The 18,862-nt window shown below is 47.8% G+C and carries 12 protein-coding genes and 1 pseudogene; 12 read left to right on the top strand and 1 reads right to left on the bottom strand.

All coding sequences use genetic code 11. The features are described 5' to 3' along the window. The first annotated feature begins 398 nt into the window (after window positions 1–398). The 6 genes and pseudogenes from B3Z75_RS11535 to B3Z75_RS11510 all read left to right on the top strand — a co-directional run bounded on the left by B3Z75_RS11535 (window position 399) and on the right by B3Z75_RS11510 (window position 6,504). Window positions 399–1,973 (top strand): glycoside hydrolase family 10 protein, encoded by a 1,575-nt coding sequence (locus B3Z75_RS11535; protein WP_238866156.1) that lies wholly within the window; start codon window positions 399–401, stop codon window positions 1,971–1,973. Between the two features lie 69 nt (window positions 1,974–2,042). Next, window positions 2,043–2,501: pseudogene (locus B3Z75_RS11530) on the top strand (Fur family transcriptional regulator); the annotation flags it as partial. 266 nt (window positions 2,502–2,767) lie between these two features. Next, entirely contained in the window at window positions 2,768–4,030 is a 1,263-nt protein-coding gene (locus B3Z75_RS11525; RefSeq protein ID WP_238869457.1) for an adenylosuccinate synthase, read from the top strand. Between the two features lie 59 nt (window positions 4,031–4,089). Continuing rightward, on the top strand, window positions 4,090–4,776 hold the full coding sequence (locus tag B3Z75_RS11520) for a zinc metallopeptidase (protein WP_238866157.1): 687 nt from the start codon (window positions 4,090–4,092) through the stop codon (window positions 4,774–4,776). A gap of 81 nt (window positions 4,777–4,857) precedes the next feature. Then, window positions 4,858–5,790 (top strand): TIGR01777 family oxidoreductase, encoded by a 933-nt coding sequence (locus tag B3Z75_RS11515; protein ID WP_238866159.1) that lies wholly within the window; start codon window positions 4,858–4,860, stop codon window positions 5,788–5,790. Between the two features lie 213 nt (window positions 5,791–6,003). Continuing rightward, window positions 6,004–6,504 carry a nuclear transport factor 2 family protein gene (locus B3Z75_RS11510; protein WP_238866161.1) on the top strand — a complete coding sequence of 167 codons (501 nt, stop codon included), beginning with the start codon at window positions 6,004–6,006 and terminating at the stop codon, window positions 6,502–6,504. A 168-nt stretch (window positions 6,505–6,672) separates the two neighbouring features. On the opposite strand, the gene B3Z75_RS11505 is transcribed toward B3Z75_RS11510, so the two are convergent. Then, entirely contained in the window at window positions 6,673–9,981 is a 3,309-nt protein-coding gene (locus B3Z75_RS11505) for a S41 family peptidase (protein WP_294071739.1), read from the bottom strand. 397 nt (window positions 9,982–10,378) lie between these two features. Here B3Z75_RS11505 and B3Z75_RS11500 point away from each other — a divergent pair, with 397 nt between their 5' ends. From B3Z75_RS11500 to B3Z75_RS11475, 6 genes are all read left to right on the top strand, one after another. After that, complete coding sequence (locus tag B3Z75_RS11500; RefSeq protein ID WP_294071736.1) at window positions 10,379–12,277, top strand: biotin/lipoyl-containing protein; 1,899 nt, start codon at window positions 10,379–10,381, stop codon at window positions 12,275–12,277. A 291-nt stretch (window positions 12,278–12,568) separates the two neighbouring features. Next, window positions 12,569–13,123, top strand: coding sequence for a LemA family protein (locus tag B3Z75_RS11495; RefSeq protein WP_238866166.1), 555 nt, complete (start codon window positions 12,569–12,571; stop codon window positions 13,121–13,123). Beyond that, entirely contained in the window at window positions 13,123–14,889 is a 1,767-nt protein-coding gene (locus B3Z75_RS11490; RefSeq protein ID WP_294071732.1) for a DUF2207 domain-containing protein, read from the top strand. Before B3Z75_RS11495 ends, B3Z75_RS11490 begins: the two co-directional genes overlap by 1 nt. Next, window positions 14,889–15,455: a GNAT family N-acetyltransferase gene (locus B3Z75_RS11485; protein WP_238866170.1), complete on the top strand. Its 567-nt coding sequence runs from the start codon at window positions 14,889–14,891 to the stop codon at window positions 15,453–15,455. The genes B3Z75_RS11490 and B3Z75_RS11485 overlap by 1 nt, the downstream gene beginning before the upstream one ends. 285 nt (window positions 15,456–15,740) lie before the next feature. After that, window positions 15,741–17,849 (top strand): 5-histidylcysteine sulfoxide synthase, encoded by a 2,109-nt coding sequence (ovoA, locus tag B3Z75_RS11480; RefSeq protein ID WP_238866172.1) that lies wholly within the window; start codon window positions 15,741–15,743, stop codon window positions 17,847–17,849. A gap of 159 nt (window positions 17,850–18,008) precedes the next feature. Next, complete coding sequence (locus B3Z75_RS11475) at window positions 18,009–18,695, top strand: HAD family hydrolase (protein ID WP_238866174.1); 687 nt, start codon at window positions 18,009–18,011, stop codon at window positions 18,693–18,695. Window positions 18,696–18,862: the final 167 nt, after the last annotated feature.

The raw sequence follows: 18,862 nt of genomic DNA, 5'->3' as shown, positions 1-18,862 counted from the left end.
TAAAAAAATATTTTTCTGACAATTTTATTATTTTTTTTAAAAACTTTAAAAACTCAAAGTAGGCTGTTGGCGGTTTATAATTAAAAAATAGTACTTCTGAACTGTTAACGTTACGAAAATGAGGTGAGGGGAATGGGATTTATTTTAAATTTGCGTTTGGAAAAATAGTTCTACTACATATTAGGCACAATCGAGTTTTCATTACCAGCTTAATATGCAGATTTTGTTTTGAAATTATTTTTAGTATCCGGCCGTTTTATCATCCTGCAGTTTTAGTAGCCAGTTGTTTTAGTATCCGGCCGTTTTATTATTTGGCGGATTTTAAGCAGGCCGTTTGATATTTCGTGGTTATTATGAGTTAATAGTTTAGTATTCAGTTATATTTTGAAGTTTTTTTAATGTACAAAATATCTCTCTTTCTCTATCTCTTTTTATTTGTCTCTATAAGCGCTTTCTCTGCCGGGCCGCCGACTGTTGAAAGGGCTGCCACGGGAAAAGCTGAAAATGCAATAGCCACCGAGGGAATTCTTGCCGAGGGAATACCTGCAACGGGAATAGCCGAAACGGAAATACCTGCAACTGGAATACCGGCAACGGAAGTGAGGGCGGTATGGCTGACCACCAACTATGGGCTTGACTGGCCTCGTAACAGGAGTAACATAGAAGTGCAGAAGAGGGAACTGACGGATATACTGGATAATCTGCAGAAGCACAATTTCAATACTGTCATGTTTCAGGTAAGGGCAAGGGGTGAGGTGTTATATAACTCTGATATTGAGCCGATGTCGTTGATGATTGCATCTCGGGGACCAGGTAGGAGAGCCTTTGATCCGCTGGCTTTTGCCGTTGAAGAGTGCCACAGAAGGGGACTGGAATGCCATGCCTGGATGGTGACCTATCCGTTGGGAGGTGATAAGCATGTGCGCGAGCTGGGCTCAAAGTCGGTGACAAAAAAAAACCCCTCTTTAACTAAAAAATTCAGGGGCGAATGGTTTCTCGACCCGGGAAATCCAAGGACGGACGACTACCTTCTTTCGATTGTGAACGAGATTGTTACAAATTATGATGTGGATGGGATACATTTCGACTATATACGGTACCCTGACAACAGGGGACAGTTCCCCGACGATGGGATGTACCGTCTGTATGGCAAGGGCAAGTCGCGAGCCGATTGGCGCAGGGATAACATCACCCGCTTTGTGACGAAGGCGTATGACCGGGTTAAAAAGGTAAAACCGTGGGTACAAGTGAGCAGCTCGCCACTAGGCCGTTACCGTGCTTTGGAAAACGTGGGGCACGGATGGACTGCCCTTGAAACGGTCTATCAGGATGCGGGGCGGTGGATGAGGATAGGTAAGCATGATGCGCTCTACCCGATGATGTATTACAAGGAGGCGCTGTTTTATCCTTTTGTGGACGATTGGGTCAGGCAGGGGAACGGACGTATTGTGGTGCCGGGATTGGGAGCCTACCAGATGGTGGAGCTTGGATGGTCGCAGCAGGATATACTTAACCAGGTTGATTATACACGGCAAAAGAAAGTGTATGGCCAGGCATATTTCCGTGCGGAGAACGTGTTGGCCAATACGAAGGGAATTCTGAGGTCGTTGGAGGAGTACTACCGATACCCGGCAAAGTTGCCTGCAATGACCTGGCTGAGCAGTTCGGCGCCAGCAATGCCGCACGAAATAAGGGCGGAGAAGAGGGAGGATGGACTGTTTGAACTGGCATGGGAATCGGCCCATGATGGCGAAAGGGTGACTTACAACGTGTATCGTTGCCGGACGGAGCATCTCGACAGGGAGGACGCGGCGAATATCCTGGCGGTGGGACTAAGACAGCCGCTGCTGGCAATAAGTGTGCCTGACAACGATGAGGCGTTTTATTACTTTGTAACTGTATCGGACTCGTTCCATAACGAGAGTGAGGCAAGTTTGCCGGCTTTTTTCTTTCATTCTGAAATGGAAAAATGACTTTAACAGCCTCTATTTTATATTGCAAATACTCGGAAAAGTCGAAAAAATAGAATAATTTTGTAATTTATGGACGGCAGTCAGAAATTAAAGAAACAGGTAAAGGAGGAGTTTATGGAGTACCTTACTCTTCATAAACACCGCAAAACTCCGGAGCGTTTTGCTATCCTTGACCATATATACTCAATAAAAGGACATTTCGACATGGATTCATTATACAAATCGATGATCGAGGTGAATTTTCGTGTGAGCCGTGCAACACTATACAACACTATCCAGCTGCTGCATGATTGCGGGCTGGTGGTGAAGCATCAGTTCGGGGGGAACATATCTAAATATGAGAGGGCATACGGGAACGAAAACCATAACCATCTGATATGTACCACCTGCGGTGAGGTGCGGGAGATGAAGAACGAAGACCTGCTGACATCTGCTCAGCTGAAAAAGATAAGGAAGTTCACGGTGAGCTACTATAGCATGTATATATACGGTACGTGCAGCAAGTGTACGCATGCCAAGCGGATGAAACTGAGGAGGCTGGCACGTACAAATATTTCCGGGAGGGCCAAAAAAAGCAGTACGGGCGGACGGACCCCAAAAAGCAGTACGGGCGGAGGGACCCCAAAAAGCAGTACGGGCGGGCGGGCCAAAAAAAGCAGTCCTGTCAAGCTGGCCAAAAAAAGCAGTGGCAAAAACAACGGAGCTGATAAAACCGGCGGCGACAGCCTGAATGAAAAATAGGCTGAAGAATGTATATTTCAATGACAAAAAAAGATATAACTGAAAAAACAAAAATGAAGGTCGATGTAATCTTAGGGCTCCAGTGGGGCGACGAAGGCAAAGGTAAGATAGTGGACGTGCTTACGCCAAACTATGAGATGGTAGCGCGTTTTCAGGGTGGGCCTAATGCGGGTCATACCCTTGAGTTTGAAGGGGAAAAATATATTCTAAAATCGATTCCATCGGGGATCTTCCAGCAGGGGAAGCTCAATATCATTGGTAATGGTGTGGTGATTGACCCGGCTCTGTTCAAACAGGAGGTTGAGGCACTGGAGACTACCGGCCACACGCTTACCGACAAGCTCTGCATCTCTAAAAAGGCTCACCTGATATTGCCAACGCACCGGTTGCTTGACGCTGCATCGGAGAGGGCGATGGGTGAATCGAAGATAGGTACTACTGGACGTGGCATTGGGCCGGCATATACCGATAAGATAAGCCGCCACGGACTGAGGGTGGGCGACCTTTTAAATAACTTTGAAGAGAAGTACCGCAGGGCGGTGGAAAGACATAAAGAGATACTGGATAGCTATAATTTCGAATATGACCTGCAGGAGTTGGAACCGGAATGGTTTGCAGGGGTGGAGAAGATGAAGGAGTTCCAGATTATAGACAGTGAACATGTTATAAACAGGCATCTTGCCGAAGGCGGAAGCATACTGGCTGAGGGCGCACAGGGATCGATGCTTGATATTGATTTCGGCTCTTACCCGTTCGTGACCTCCTCAAACACAGTGTGCGCGGGAGCATGCACCGGCCTTGGTGTGGCACCGGGAAAGATTGGTGAGGTGTATGGTATTTTCAAGGCCTATTGTACACGCGTGGGGAGCGGGCCGTTCCCTACGGAGCTGTTCGATGATGAGGGCCAGAAACTGCGCGACAACGGAAATGAATATGGGTCGGTTACCGGACGGCCGCGCCGTTGCGGGTGGATTGACCTGGTGGCGCTTCGATATACGGTTATGCTGAACGGGGTGACTAAGCTGGTGATGATGAAAAGTGATGTGCTGGACAGCTTCGATACTATAAAGGCATGTGTGGCTTACAATATTGATGGTGAAGAGATTGAGGAGCTGCCGTTTGATATTGCGGAAGGTATTGAACCAGTATTCGTGGAGCTGCCCGGATGGAAGACGGATATGTCCAAGATGCAGTCGGAGGATGAATTTCCAGAGGAGTTTAATAACTACATCACCTTCCTTGAAGAGGAGCTTGGCGTGCCTGTTGCTATTGTTTCGGTAGGTCCCGACCGTGCCCAGACAATTATACGGGGATGAACTTTTGCGGGGAGTAAATGTTAATTAGAAAACATCATTGCTTCATCAATTAATTATTTATGACAACAATCTGGATTTTATTTATAGCTATTGCAGTGGCCGGGTGGATAGTACAGGGTACGCTGCAGAGCCGGTTTAAAAAATATTCAAGGATCCCTGTCCGCAACGGTATGACGGGCAGGGACGTGGCCGAAAAGATGCTGCACGACAATGGCATCTATGATGTGCAGGTGATATCAGTGAGGGGGCAGCTGACGGACCACTACAATCCGCTGAACAAGACAATTAACCTGAGCGAGCCGGTATATGGCTCCAACAGCGTGGCGGCTGCAGCAGTAGCCGCACACGAGACAGGCCACGCCATACAGCATGCCTTGGGGTATGCACCACTGAAAATGCGATCGGCATTGGTGCCTGTGATCTCATCTACCTCTAAATGGGTGATGTGGGTGATATTGCTGGGGATAATCATGATTCAGACTTTTCCGATGCTCTTGTGGTTCGGAATAGGTATGTTTGCACTGACAACCCTTTTCAGCTTTATTACACTGCCGGTGGAGAAGAACGCGACAAACCGTGCGATCCGATGGCTGAGCAGTGCCGGTATAACCGATATGAGCAACCATAACCAGGCTGAAGATGCGCTACGGTGGGCGGGATATACCTATGTGGTTGCGGCTCTCGGCTCACTCGCGACGCTACTCTATTACATAATGATTGCCATGAGCGGCAGCAGGAGGTCGTAACATAAACTGATAAATATTTTCTAAAGACGGCAACATTTGCCGTCTTTAGCTGTTTAAGAGAGAAACTAACTATGCAATGCAATGAAAACAATCTTAATTACAGGTGGTTCGGGCATGGTTGGGAAAAAGCTTTCTGAATTGCTTCTTGAGAAAGGATACAAAGTGATCTGGCTCAGCCGCGAAAGATATTTGAAAGCGGAGATTCCACGATATAGGTGGAACTACCTGAAAAACGAAATAGACAAAGATGCGGTGGAGCAGGCCGATGTGATTATTCACCTGTCGGGATCGAACCTTGGAGAGGAGTCCTGGACAAAAAAGAAAAAGAAAAAGATTGTGGAGAGCCGGGTGAATACGGCAAAGCTACTGCTGGAAACGGTTAAATTGACGGATAAAAAGCCGGAGGCGTTTATCTCGGCTTCGGCTGTGGGTTTCTACGGTACTGAGATAGGTGAGAGAATATTCATTGAGGACGATAATCCCGCAAGAAGCGATTTTTTGAGCAGCACCTGCAGGAAATGGGAAGCTGCCGCAGGCATGTTTCAGGAAGAGATGGGGATTCGTACAGTAGTGATGCGTACAGCCTTCGTTATATCGAACGATAGCGAGGGATTCAAAAAGATGATGCTCCCCACAAGGTTCGGGCTGGGGGCACCGTTAGGATCGGGAAGGCAATACCTGAGCTGGATTCATATTGATGATCTCTGCAGGCTTTATATAAGGGCAGTTGAGGATGCATCGATGAAGGGTGTTTATAACGCCGTTGCACCTGAATTTACTACCAATGCGCAGTTTATGAAGACGCTATCGAAGGTGATGAAGCGCCCTTTTTTTCTGCCCCGTGTGCCGTCGTTTTTATTGAGGATGTTCATGGGCGAGGCTTCCATGATGATTCTCTACGGGAGCCGCATATCATCGGAAAAGGTTCGTGCTGCCGGCTATGAGTTTCTTTATCCGGCAGCTAGGGAAGCTATATCTGCTGCACTTGAAAACGATAAAATAAGGCTGGAATAAACATCAATTACTGCATTAATTTTCTGAAAAACGGATTTGTACGGATAGGTTTAGCTTACACGCTGATTACCAACACTGTATGCTAGGCTATGAGATTATAGCACAAATTTGAAAATCCACAGTGTCAAAATAATACAAATTTTTGCAATTATAGTTATATAATACTGTGTAAAATAGATTTATATTTGTTTTGTACATTTAAATTTTATCAAGATGAATAAATACATGTTATTCTTGATTCTTGTAGTAGCGGTTTTTGCAGGATGCAAGCAAAAGGAACAGGTTAAGACTGTCGACCTTGCCGCTGTGGAGGATACTGTATCTATTGAAGCAGACAAATTCCATAGTGCATATGCTTCGAACGATTTGAATACGTACTCTGCATATCTATTGGATGATGTGCTGGTCTGCGGTACAGATCCACGTGAACTGTGGTCTAAAAAACAATTTGCAGAATACAGGAATGATCAATTTCCCGACTCCGTCATCTTAGAGACAATTCCGCTTCAGAAAGAGATTAAAGTTTCTCCTGACGGGAAGTCCGCAATTGTTGTTGTGCAACTATTCGTGCCCGCTATAAGCTCCAAGATACCGGTACGTAACATTACCCATATGCTGAAGGCTGGCGATAAATGGAAAATCGATTTTATAAGTTTTTCCTTAATCACTGAAAATGAAAATATAGAAAAGTTGGATATGGCGTTGACAAAGTAATTATATTATAATGAAATATACCTTGACTATGATAATAAATAAAACAGGCTGTTATATTTAATAGCATTTCATTTTATTAAATCACTTTCTCTGTTTTTATACCTGTTTTTTACAAACAAAAAACAGGTATTTTTAATTTATTACGCCGGGCTATATGTGATTATGTTCCTATTTCACATCAAGTTCTATCCATTGGGAACGATCGGGTGGTGCAGGGGCGGTGACCGGCTTGCGAGGATTATTACGTAGTTCTTCAAGGAGCACTTCTACTGCTTTCTCTAAAGATGGGTCATTGCCTTTGGCCAGCTCTTCGGGCCTATCCACAACCTCTATGTCGGGGTAAACTCCGATACCTTCTATTATCCATTCACCCTTGTTGTCATAAATGCCAAAACGGGGCACGGAGATATATCCCCCGTCGACAAGCCGTGCGTTGCCGGAGATACCTACCAGTCCGCCCCAGGTGCGAGTGCCGATAAGCTTACCTTCACCGGTTTTGCGGAAGAAGTAGGGGAATGCGTCGCCTCCGGAGGAGGAGTAGCCGTTGATAAGCATCACCTTGGGCCCGTCGTGGGCGATGCCCGGCGACTTCATAGGCTGGGGCAGTCCGTTACGGTACCAATAGACAAGGGTGCGGCGGTTAAGCAGGTCGATCATCCGGTCGGGTATAAAGCCTCCGCCGTTATATCGGTCGTCTATTATCAGTGCCTCTTTATCGTTATAGGCAAGCATCCCTTTGAATAGCTCCCTGTTCCCTTCTATAGCGGTGTTGGGCACGTGGATATATCCGATCTTACCGCCCGAGAGCTGATCGGCCTTTTCACGACGGCTCATTACCCAGTCGATATACCTGAGCTCCATCTCGCTTGTGATGGTTTTTACTGTGTAGCTCTTCGCGCCGGAAGCGGAAGGGGTGCTGTTGACCGTGAGTTCCACATGCCGGCCCCCAAGGTTCTCCAATAGTTCGTAGGGATTTTGTGCTGTGGTGAGTTCACTGCCGTTGATACGAAGAAGGTAATCACCCTCTTTTACGTTTACACCGCTTTCGGTGAGTGGCGAGCGGCGGTTTTCGTTCCAGTTCTCACCGTGATAGATTTTACGGATACGATAGCGCTTGGCGTCGAGGTCAGCTTCCAGCTCAGCTCCCAGCAGTCCGCCATTGATCCTTTCCACCCTGTTGATATCGCCCCAGTCTACATACGCATGGCCTGTATTGGTCTCACTGACGACCTCGTTGAGGATGTAGTCGAGATCGAAACGACTGGGTACGTGCGGCAGCAGAGCTCCGTAGTTCTTCCGTATCTCTTCCCAGTTTACACCATGAAGGTTGTTCACGTAGAAATAGTCGCGGAAGATGCGGAAGGCATCAGCATAGATCTGGTTCCATTCTGAACGAGGTTCGATCTTCATTATCATATTTTTCAGGTCGATTCTGCCGTTGCCGGCTTTCTGCCCCGGCTCCGTTTTGGCCACTGCATAGTTGTTGCCTGTACGGTAGATAAACGACTTTCCGTTGGCAGCAAGGATGGCGCTGCCGGCTCCATCGAGAATCTCTTCTGTTTTTTGCTCTTTGATGTTGTAACGCATGATTTTGTTGCCGGATGAGTAGAGAAGCCCCTCTTCCGTTGTGCCTATTATGCGGTAGTTGCCCGCCGGCATGGGGAGTGCTTCTATGCGGTTGCCGATATTGTTGAAGTCTATTGTAACCTTCACCTCTGTGGCTGCCGGCTTATCGCTCTTATCGTCCTTGTCGCCCTTGCCGCCCTTGCCGTTGACCGTTTTTTTAGTGTTGCCGTTCTTGCCGGCATCTTCGTTTTCCTCTTTGCCGTATGGCTCTGAATCTTCATTATAGGGAGTGAGTGTGGTGCCGTCATCACGCAGGGGAATAGCGTAGATGCGAGTAGCGTTATTGTAGAGATAATCGAACTCGAAGCTGCTGAAAGTGAGGTTGAAGTCGCGGTTGGATAGGAAAAAGAGATACTTGCCATCGCGGCTGAATGCTGGGTTGCCGTCAGAGAAAGAGGCGTCGGTGACCTGTTGTTTTTTGCCTGTAGATATCTGGTAGAGCCAGAGAGCCGACTGGTAATTGGGCGATGTCTTGCTGTAGGCTATCCAGTCGCCATCGGGAGAGAAGGAGTAGTCCCTTATCTCTTCTGCCGTAGCTTCATCAATAGCCGTCTGCCTGTCCGTGGAGACATCTACCAGCCATAGCTTCATAGTGCGGTCGCTATATACCAGGTGTGTGCTGCGCGGGGACCATTCGGCGGCATACTTCCAGGCAGCTGAGCCTCTGGTGACCTGTCGCGGTACGGCATCTTCCCTGTTTTCGAGGAGATAGAGTTCATACTCACCAGTGGCATCGGAGTAGAAGGCTATCTGTTTGCCATCGGGAGACCAGGCGGGAGAGAGTTCGCGCACACCTTGTGTACTGGTAAGGTTTCTTATCTCTCCTTTTTCTGCAGGGACGGAGAAAATATCGCCCCTGGCTTCGAACAGGGCCCTTTTTCCTGTAGGAGAGAGTGTGTAGCTGCCGATAAATTCAGTTACATTCTTGAAATAGGGCTGCAGGTTGGGGTTGTCGTAGTTGATGGCGACCTCTATTTTTTCGGATTTACCTGTTGAGAGGTTCATGACGTAGAGATAACCGCCGTTTTCATACACCAGTCTGCCGTTACTGCCGGAGGGCCACATTACATCGAACACGGCGTGATGAGTGATCTGTACGTTTTCGCCAGTAGATGTGTTATATCGCCAAATGTTGAGGCGCGTGCTGCGGTCGGAAGCATAGAAGATATTCTCACCATACCAAACAGGCCACTGGTCGGAGCCGGCCCAGCTAGTAATCTGCCGCGAGCTGCCGTTACTTAGGTCGTAACTCCAAAGCTCGGTTGCACGGCCCCCTTTGTACCTTTTCCAGGTACGGAACTCGCGATCAACGGGTGTGAAGCATAATTGCGACCCGTCGGGTGAGTAGGTTGCGAATCCGCCATTGACGATTGGTAGAGGTTCTTCAAATCCGCCCTCGATGCTGATGGTGAAGTAGCGGCCGTTACGGTCGCCAAACCCTGTGCGGTTGGCACGGAAGAGGATTCGGCGGCTGTCGGGTGTCCAGTCGAGGACCACATTGTCGAACCCACCACGGGGCGGCATTTCGCCTACGGAGTTGTAGAAGGTTAGTTGTCGCGCTGTACCCCCCTCGGAGGGCATCACCCAGACCTGCCTGCTCCCGGAGTATTCGGCCGAAAAAGCGATCCACTTGCCATCAGGTGAGATTTTTGGAAACAGCTCGATGCCTGGGTGCGAGGTGACCCGTTTGGCTGTACCGCCGTTGCTGTCAACCGTCCATATGTCGCCTGCATAGACGAACGCTATAAGGTTGCCGTTGATATCGGGGTAACGCAGCATGCGGGCGTCATCTATTGCTGAAGCCTGCATAATAAAGAGGCTTGCCAATATTAGTGTAGAAAGTCTTTTCATGTTTCGGATATTTTTACTGACAAATTTACAAATTTTTCCCGAAGTCCCTATTATCTGCCCTCGCTCAATGTTAAATAAACTTTTTTATCTATTTTTACAGTCCCAAGTCTATTTTCTTAATACCTTCGGGACAAGCCGGAGAAAGCATAAATTTAAAAAACATGCATATTGCCTATAATCATCTGGTTGAGGCTGTATTTTGAAAAATGCCTGACTGTTGATTAATATGGGAAGAATTACCGGCCAGATAAACTTGAAATTACCGGCACCAGATATTATGTTGTATATTTATGGAAAGATTCACCGGTTTACAACTAATCCGGGTGTCGTTTGTTATTAATCTGAATCGGATAAATATCCAATTAAAGGACCAATTAAATAAGTGAAAAGACCAAGTATGAAACAGAAACTTTTGATCAGAGACCTCACGCTGAGAGACGGCCAACAATCCGCTTTCGCCACACGGATGAACCAATCGCAAGTAGACAGGGTATTGCCCTATTACAAGGATGCCAACTTTTATGCAATGGAGGTATGGGGCGGTGCCGTGCCCGATTCGGTGATGCGTTTTTTGAATGAAAACCCGTGGGACAGGCTGGAGAAAATTCATCATGCCGTAGGCGGTGTTTCAAAATTGACCGCGCTTTCCCGGGGACGGAACCTGTTCGGGTATGCACCTTACCCCGACGAGATTATTGATGGATTTTTTAAGAATGCCGTCGCTTCAGGATTAAATATCATGCGTATTTTTGATGCCCTTAACGATGTTGACAATGTTAAATCGAGCGTAAAGTACATTAAGAAATATGGGGGGACAGCCGATTGTGCAGTTTGTTATACGGTGGATCCGAAGTTTAACGGGAATAGTGCTCCCGATAACAGAAAAAGAGGATTATCAAGGCTGTTTTTCAAAAAGAAGGAGGCTGTGAAGCCCATGCATGAGCCTGTTTTCACAGATGAGTACTTTGTGAATAAAGCCAGGGAGATGCTTGCACTGGGTGCCGATATGATAACGATAAAGGATATGAGCGGGTTGATACCTCCTTCGCGTGTTGCACGGCTTATCCCACTGTTTAAGGAACAACTGAACGTGCCGATTGATTTTCATACCCACTGTACGCCGGGATTCGGGCTGGGAGCGGTGTTGACCGCTATTATTCACGGTGTTGATATTGTGGATACGGTAATATGGAATTTTGCCGGTGGCCCTGCTGCTCCTGCCGTAGAGCTGATTTATGTTTTCTGCAGTAAGCTTGGCATAGAGATGGATGTGAACATGGAGGCAGTGGCAAGTATAAACAAGGAGTTGCAGGAGATACGCAAGGAGCTGGATATGTATGATCCGGTAAAACAATTCCCCAAGCCTTTTAATCCGTTGACAGACTCGCTGCCGCCCGAGATAGACAGTGAGTTCGACAGGGCTATTGAAGCGGCGCAGCGCAATGATGAAGCAGAATTGCTGAACGCATGCCACGCCATTGAGTCCTATTTCAATTTCCCTGCACCCGATGAACGTATAAAGAACGCGGAGATCCCCGGGGGTATGTACACGAACATGGTTGCGCAGCTGAAGCAGTTCAACTCACTGGATATTCTTCCGGAGGCGATGAAGCTGATACCCAGTGTACGGCTTGATGCGGGACTGCCGCCACTGGTGACGCCAACAAGTCAGATAGTGGGTGTGCAGGCGGTGGCTTCGGCATTGAACCTGAAGAACGGACGCCCAAAGTATGCTAACCCGTCTAACCAGTTTGTCTCGCTTGTAAAAGGTGAATATGGAAAAACACCTGTTCCCGTAGATCCCGAGTTCAGGATGGAGATTACAGGTACGCGTGAAGAGGTGCCGTATGACACTTCTGCCTATGTACATCAGGACAACCCGGTGCTTGAAGAGTCGGGAGGCGTTACACTGGCCAGAGATGAGAAAGAGCTACTGCTGCTGGAGTTGTTTCCCGCCGTTGCTGCCGGTTTCCTCAGAGATAAGCGTAGAAAGGAGTGGGAGGCCAATAGTGGTGAGAACCATACTGCCAAAACGAAGCAGAAGGAGCAAAAGGTGCAGGCCGGGCAACCGGAAGAGCCCAAAGGCTTTTATGTGACATGTCCTATGCCGGGCAGCATACTTAAGGTTGTTGTAAAGAAGGGGGACCGTGTTGAGAAAGGTGATAAGGTTTTAGTGCTGGAGGCGATGAAAATGGAGAATGATATTCTCACGGAGTTCTCGGGCACGATAAAACGTGTGTGTGTGAAACAGGGCGAGACTGTTGGGGAAGGTGCTCCGCTTGTGGAAATTGTGTGATTTTTAACATGTGACATTCTTTTACCCGGGGCGGCGACGTATTCATCTGTAGTGATACCGCCGCCCCAGGTTTTTTTATAATATTGATGTTTATCCGGGTGCGATTTTTCAGTCCTGATTAAACGGTACGCGGTATGGATATGTATAACCCTTTCGACTTAATGCTGTTTTTTTCTGTTTGGGTTAAACGATTCCGGGGGAGTAGTTGTTCAATATAATATAATGGAGATATAGACATATTGATAAGTTACGACTTTTACTGATAAATTAACTGACTAAAAATTTAGACTTATGGGAATTACTCTCTTTATTCTTGCTTTTGTTGTTCTTCTGCTTTTGTATGGCGTTTCTATCTATAACAGGCTGGTGAGGCTGCGCACTATGGCCGATGAAGCGTGGAGCGGCATCAATGTACAGTTGAAGAAACGGTACGACCTTATTCCGAATCTTGTGGAGACCGTGAAGGGTTATGCGTCTCACGAGAGGGAGACTTTTGACAGTGTTACAAAAGCCCGTGCTGGCGCCATGCAGGCAAACGATGTGAAGTCGAAGGAGGCTGCCGAAAATAACCTTAATGCCGCGTTGATACACCTGCTGGCTGTTGCTGAACGGTATCCCGATCTGAAAGCCAACCAGAACTTCCTGCAGCTGCAGGATCAACTGAGCGTGATAGAGTCGGATATTGAAAAATCGAGAAGATATTACAACGGGACGGTACGCGAAAAGAATATCGTTATCGACACATTCCCGAGTAATATTATTGCAAACATGTTCAACTTTACCAAGTCGATCTTCTTCGAATTAGAAAACGAAGCGGAAAAAGAGGTTCCAAAGGTACAATTCTGATGCGTAACATATTTACCGCCCTGCTTATTGTTCTCTCTACTGCACTGCTGATGGCGCAGGAGGAGAAGATATATTCGTTTCATTCGGATATAAGCGTGGATTCGTCGGGAATGATTACCGTGAGGGAAGATATACGCATATTCGCAAAGGGAGATCTCTTTAAAAGGGGTATAACCAGGTCGCTGCCGCTGACAAGGCGGGACAGGGACGGGAACCCTGTAAGGGTGGGCTATGCTGTGAAAGAGGTGCTGCTTGATGGTGTCGCGGCGGGTTTCTTTACTGATAAGGAGGGTGGAGACCTGGTGATTTACGTGGGAGAAAAGGATAGGTTCCTGCATCCTGGGTACTACTCATATGTAATTGTGTATGAGACGGCGGGGCAGGTTGGATTTTTTAATGATTACGATGAACTGAGCTGGAACGTAAACGGTGTGTCTGACAAGATGTTGGACTCGGTGAGCGTGGTAGTGAGACTGCCAGAAGGGGCTGAGGTTTTGAGCTACAGATGTTATACCGGTACGCAGGGATCGGCAGAAAGCGACTGTAATGCGGAGAGCCTGGGGACCGGAATGGTGTATGCCTCGGCTATCGATCTGAAGCCATATGCGATGCTGACCATCTCGGCAGGTTTTACGAAAGGGGCGGTTCAGCCTCCAGCGGTAGAGCCTGCAAGGAGGCTGGGCTTTTTTGACAGGAACGGGCTGGCGGTTGTTACTGTTGTTGCTCTGTTAATTCTGTTTACATACTATATATATACATGGAGAAGATATGGTGTGGACCCGCCGAAGCCGGTAGTCATCCCACAGTTCTCCCCACCTGACGGACTCTCACCTGCGAGCGTGGGCATGCTGTACAAAGGGCGGTTTCTTGACGACCTTGTGACAGCCTCTATTGTGAACCTTTCGGTGAAGGGTTATATCCGTATTGAGGAGGTGATTGAGAAGGGGGGGCTATTTGGAATAAGAAGGGACAGGTGCTACTCGCTTGTAAAACTGAAGGATGGCGACAACTCGCTTGCGCAGGAGGAGGAGATTGTGATGCGCGACCTGTTTAAGGGGGTTGACAAGGTTTATCTTGATGGCAAGTACGACGAGCGTATTGCCGGCTTGATGCTCTCTTTCCGTTATAGCCTGAGCAACCAATATTCACCGGTACTGAGGGAGGGGCGCAACCTTAAGTTTCATCTTTTTCCCTGGCTGGTGATGATTATCTATGTTTTTACCGTGATCAGTTTTGTGAAAGATGGACTGATTGAATTTCAGGCGAACAGGATTGCCATGCAGGTGGGGCTCGCTGCAATGGTGGTAGCTTATCCGGTGTATGCCTGGCTGATTATACGCCCGGGTGAAAGGAAGCTGCAATATCAGTCTTCCATTGCCGGGTTGAAGATGTATATGGATGTGGCGGAAGAGAAACGGCTGCAGTTCTTTAATCCTCCTGCTGTCACGCCGGAGGTCTTTGAACAGCTGCTGCCGTATGCTATTGCGCTTGATATGGAGAAGGTGTGGGGCGAGAAGTTCGAAAAATCGTTTCTTGCTGCCATGGACCGGCCTGAGCTTTACCGTCCGGCATGGTACTCTGGCACCTTTATTAACGCAGCCATGTTCGGGCATGTGCTGAACAGCACACTCTCGAATACGGTGATCCATGCAGCCACACCGCCGCAGATAGCTGCCGCGGGCGGAGGTGGAAGCTGGGGAAGCGGTTCCTTCGGGGGAGGTTTTTCAGGTATGGGCGGCGGCGGTGGACATGTAGGAGGATGGTGATGGAAGAATTTATGCAAAATCCGCGTGTAAACAAACTTGATGAATTCAATTATTACAAGTTAAGAGGTAAGATTGTTGATCTTTACCTGCACGCTTTTACTACCGGTGAGTACGCGCAGTATATTGCTCCCGAAACGGCGGAAAGCACCCTGGACGAGATGATTCGTAATGGTTTTGGCAATATGGCGTTTATTGGTGACAAGCTGGTGGGGGTGCTAATAGCCTTTCCGCTGAAGAAGGATCCGGAGTTCCCCTGGAATGTGTGTAGCGATATTCCCCGTGATAGGTCGCTTTACATCGCTGAGGTCATGGTACACAGCGATTACAGGGGAAAGGGGATAGCTTCACGATTGGTTGCCGATGTGCTGCGACAGGCTGCCGGGACTTACTCTTGCGCCGTAATCAGGGTATGGGAGAGGAATGTGCCGGCATTGTCGCTATACGAAAAATTCGGGTTCATACGCGCTGCAACAATTACACAGGAGAAAACAAATCTTTGTGGTGATGAGTTGGAAATGAAAAAGATATATCTGATTAAAAATTTGGAAGACAACGAGCTTGAATAGGAGGTGTTTTTGCTACAGGCGACCCGCTGCGGCCCGTAGCTGCCGGCGACAGCTGATGGGCTGGACGAGAGGGTTTGAGGCGGATGCAATGCAAAGCACTGCAGATCAATGCAGGTCACTACAAATAGCTGTAAGGCGCCGAGATTAATATATTAATTATGAGTCCTCTCCGAAAACCTCAAAACCCAATTTTATCGGTTTGTAACTTATTGAAATTCAATGATCATCTTGTGAAGTTTTCAAGAAAAAAGACTTATCGGAAGAGACTCAATTATCAAATTGAAAATGAAAGAATTAATTACAAAAACTATAGACTTGAATACCGGATCGCCGGAAGAAAAACGCGCGGAGATACGCAACTACTTCCTGAAGACGTGGGCGGTAGACGAGCTCTTATATAACCAGCTGAAGGATGATAGTGTGTTTTATCACAGGGGCGACCCGCTGCGGCATATAATACTTTTTTATCTGGGCCATACAGCGGTATTCTTTATTAATAAACTGTATCTGGCAAAGATAATTGACAGGCGTATAAACCCTAAGTTTGAATCGATATTTGCCATAGGTGTGGATGAGATGAGCTGGGACGACCTCGATAACCGGCACTACGACTGGCCTCCGGTGCCGGAGGTGCGTGCCTATCGCGATGAGGCGAAGGAGTTGATCCTGGGTGTGATAGATAATGCTCCTTTAGAGATGCCTATTGGGTGGAATAGCCCTTTCTGGATTGTGATGATGGGGATAGAGCATGAAAGGATTCACCTTGAGACATCTTCGGTGCTGATAAGGCAGCTGCCGATAGATAAGGTGGTGCAGGGTGTGTTCGGTGAGCGCTGTACCCGGGATGAAGAAGCGCCCGTAAACGTGTTGGTGCCGGTGAAGGGGGGACTTATGAAGCTGGGTAAACCGTTCGGGCACCCGCTATATGGCTGGGATAACGAGTACGGGAGCTATGAGGAGGAGGTGGGCGACTTTGCCGCGGCCAGGTACTTGACGTCGAACAGGGAGTTTCTTGAGTTTGTTGAGGATGATGGCTACAATACACGGAGCTACTGGACCGATGAGGGATGGAACTGGCGAAATTTCAGGCAGGCGCAGATGCCGCTCTTCTGGCGCAGTGAGGGTGATAAGTACCGGTTGAGGCTGGTGGCTGAGGAGATTGATATGCCATGGAGCTGGCCTGTTGAGGTGAACTATCTTGAGGCTAAAGCTTTCTGTAACTGGAAGAGTGCGAAGGCCGGCAAAACATACCGGTTGCCGTCTGAGGCGGAGTGGTACCGCATGCATGAGGCCTCAGGGCTGAAAGATGTGCCGGAGTGGGAGAGGGCGCCGGGGAACATCAACCTTCAATATTTTACATCGCCGTGCCCGGTTAACATGTTCGGGCAGGGGGAGTTCTTTGACCTGATAGGCAACGTGTGGCAATGGACCGAGACCCCGATAACCGGCTTCCCGGGTTTCAAGGTTCATCCGATGTATGACGACTTTTCAACACCTACATTCGATAGTAAGCATAACCTGATAAAAGGGGGGTCGTGGATCTCCACGGGTAACGAGGCTACAGTCCACTCTCGTTACGCTTTTAGAAGACATTTTTATCAGCATGCGGGATTCCGATATATTCAATCGGATGTGCAGCTGAAGATACAACAGGCTGATTATGAGATGGACCCTGAGGTCACACTTTCGTGCGAAGAGAACTGGGGAGATGCTTTTGCAAAGGAACCGCCGGTAGCTAAGAAGCTGGCTGAGATTGCTGACGAGTTGCTGAAAGAGACGCCCGGGGCGCGTATCCTGGACCTGAATGCCGGTACGGGGCGACTGGCTTTTGAGCTGGCGGTAAAATACCCGGATGTGACGGCACTTGATTTTACGGCGAGGATGATACGTATCCCTATTCAGCTCCAGGAGCAGGGTTACGTGCGCTACACGATGAAGGATGAGGGGGAACTGGTGTTCTACCGCGATGTGGTGCTTGATAATTTTGGATTGACGGCAACAAAGGATAGGATATTGTTTATGCAGGCTGACGCGATGAACCTGAAGCCTAACTATTCTGGGTATAGCCTGATTATTGTGCCTTCTCTACTAGAGGAGCTGAGCGATCCGAAACTGTTCCTGACACAGATTCACCAGCGGTTGAACGATGGTGGATACCTGATGCTGGCATCGGATTACGACTGGGACGGGGAAAAGATAAACCGTGACAGATGGCCGGGGGGATTCAAGCAGGATGGAGAGCCTGTGACTTCGTTCGACGGGATAAAGGAGGTGCTGGAGAAGCATTTCTACCTCCATGATGAGCCGGCGGATATTTTAAGGGCTGTGAAAAAATCGTCACGAATCACTGAATACAGGCTTTTGCAGGTTACAATATGGAAAAAGAAGGCCTAAACCTTACCGGTTAAGCCTCTTGGCGATGGTATCTTATTCCGTTACAATATTTAGGAGGAAGGTTTAAAACCAGGTCCACATATTTTGTTTTAACCCTTTTTATTTGTCCTTAAAGGGTTTGTTGCGTACTTTTGCACACTAAAGTTAAAAGTATGCCGAATGATGAATTTTAATTGTTTTTCTAACGACACAAGATTAACAGAAACTACACCTGCTTATATTCCCGACAGCTTAATTTTTGATATGGACGGTACCCTCTGGGATAATGTGGATACTTATGCCGTTTCATGGACCCGTGGAATGAAAAAGATGGGGTATGACAAAGAGGTCACCAGGGAGGATATTCTGTCGCAGATGGGCAACGAAATTGGGGTGATGCTGAAAGTACTGGTGCCGGAATGGACTAAGGAGGAGCAGAACAGGTTGTTTCACGCGGTAATTGAATCGTATCAGGAGCTGGTGCCAACGATGAAGCCGGTGATCTTCGATGGGGTGACTGAGGGGCTGGAGCTGCTCTCGCAAAGATATAGGCTCTTCCTTCTGAGTAACTGCGAGGAGGGCGGGTTGGTGAATTTTATGAACCATACCAAAACAGAACATCTTATTACGGACTACATGGAACATGGTATGAACATGAAGCCGAAACATCACAATCTGAAACTAATGATAGAAAAGAACGGGCTGCAGGCGCCGGTGTATATAGGTGATACCGATTCTGACAGCAGAGAGTCGGCTATGGCGGTTGTACCGTTTGTATTTGTTACTTACGGATTCGGTGAAGCCGAAAACTTTAACTTGAAATTTGATACTTTTCCCGAACTGGTGAATTATTACCTTAACCTTTAGCCTATGCAGTCGGCATTTATATTGATAGTAATAGCAGTGTACTTCTCTGTACTGATGCTTATCTCTTATTTTACCAGCAGGAAAGGGTCGGGCAATGATGAGTTCTTCCGTGCCAACAAATCATCGAAATGGTATGTGGTGGCGGTAGCGATGATAGGGACATCGAT

It is taken from the genome of Proteiniphilum sp. UBA1028 (assembly GCF_002316955.1).
GTDB lineage: Bacteria > Bacteroidota > Bacteroidia > Bacteroidales > Dysgonomonadaceae > Proteiniphilum.
This window is presented reverse-complemented; position numbering and strand designations above follow the sequence as displayed.

Coding starts and splice junctions, on each gene's coding strand:
- B3Z75_RS11535 (WP_238866156.1), top strand. CDS start 399: ATGTACAAAATATCTCTCTTTCTCTATCTCTTTTTATTTGTCTCTATA.
- B3Z75_RS11525 (WP_238869457.1), top strand. CDS start 2,768: ATGAAGGTCGATGTAATCTTAGGGCTCCAGTGGGGCGACGAAGGCAAA.
- B3Z75_RS11520 (WP_238866157.1), top strand. CDS start 4,090: ATGACAACAATCTGGATTTTATTTATAGCTATTGCAGTGGCCGGGTGG.
- B3Z75_RS11515 (WP_238866159.1), top strand. CDS start 4,858: ATGAAAACAATCTTAATTACAGGTGGTTCGGGCATGGTTGGGAAAAAG.
- B3Z75_RS11510 (WP_238866161.1), top strand. CDS start 6,004: ATGAATAAATACATGTTATTCTTGATTCTTGTAGTAGCGGTTTTTGCA.
- B3Z75_RS11505 (WP_294071739.1), bottom strand. CDS start 9,981: ATGAAAAGACTTTCTACACTAATATTGGCAAGCCTCTTTATTATGCAG.
- B3Z75_RS11500 (WP_294071736.1), top strand. CDS start 10,379: ATGAAACAGAAACTTTTGATCAGAGACCTCACGCTGAGAGACGGCCAA.
- B3Z75_RS11495 (WP_238866166.1), top strand. CDS start 12,569: ATGGGAATTACTCTCTTTATTCTTGCTTTTGTTGTTCTTCTGCTTTTG.
- B3Z75_RS11490 (WP_294071732.1), top strand. CDS start 13,123: ATGCGTAACATATTTACCGCCCTGCTTATTGTTCTCTCTACTGCACTG.
- B3Z75_RS11485 (WP_238866170.1), top strand. CDS start 14,889: ATGGAAGAATTTATGCAAAATCCGCGTGTAAACAAACTTGATGAATTC.
- ovoA (WP_238866172.1), top strand. CDS start 15,741: ATGAAAGAATTAATTACAAAAACTATAGACTTGAATACCGGATCGCCG.
- B3Z75_RS11475 (WP_238866174.1), top strand. CDS start 18,009: ATGATGAATTTTAATTGTTTTTCTAACGACACAAGATTAACAGAAACT.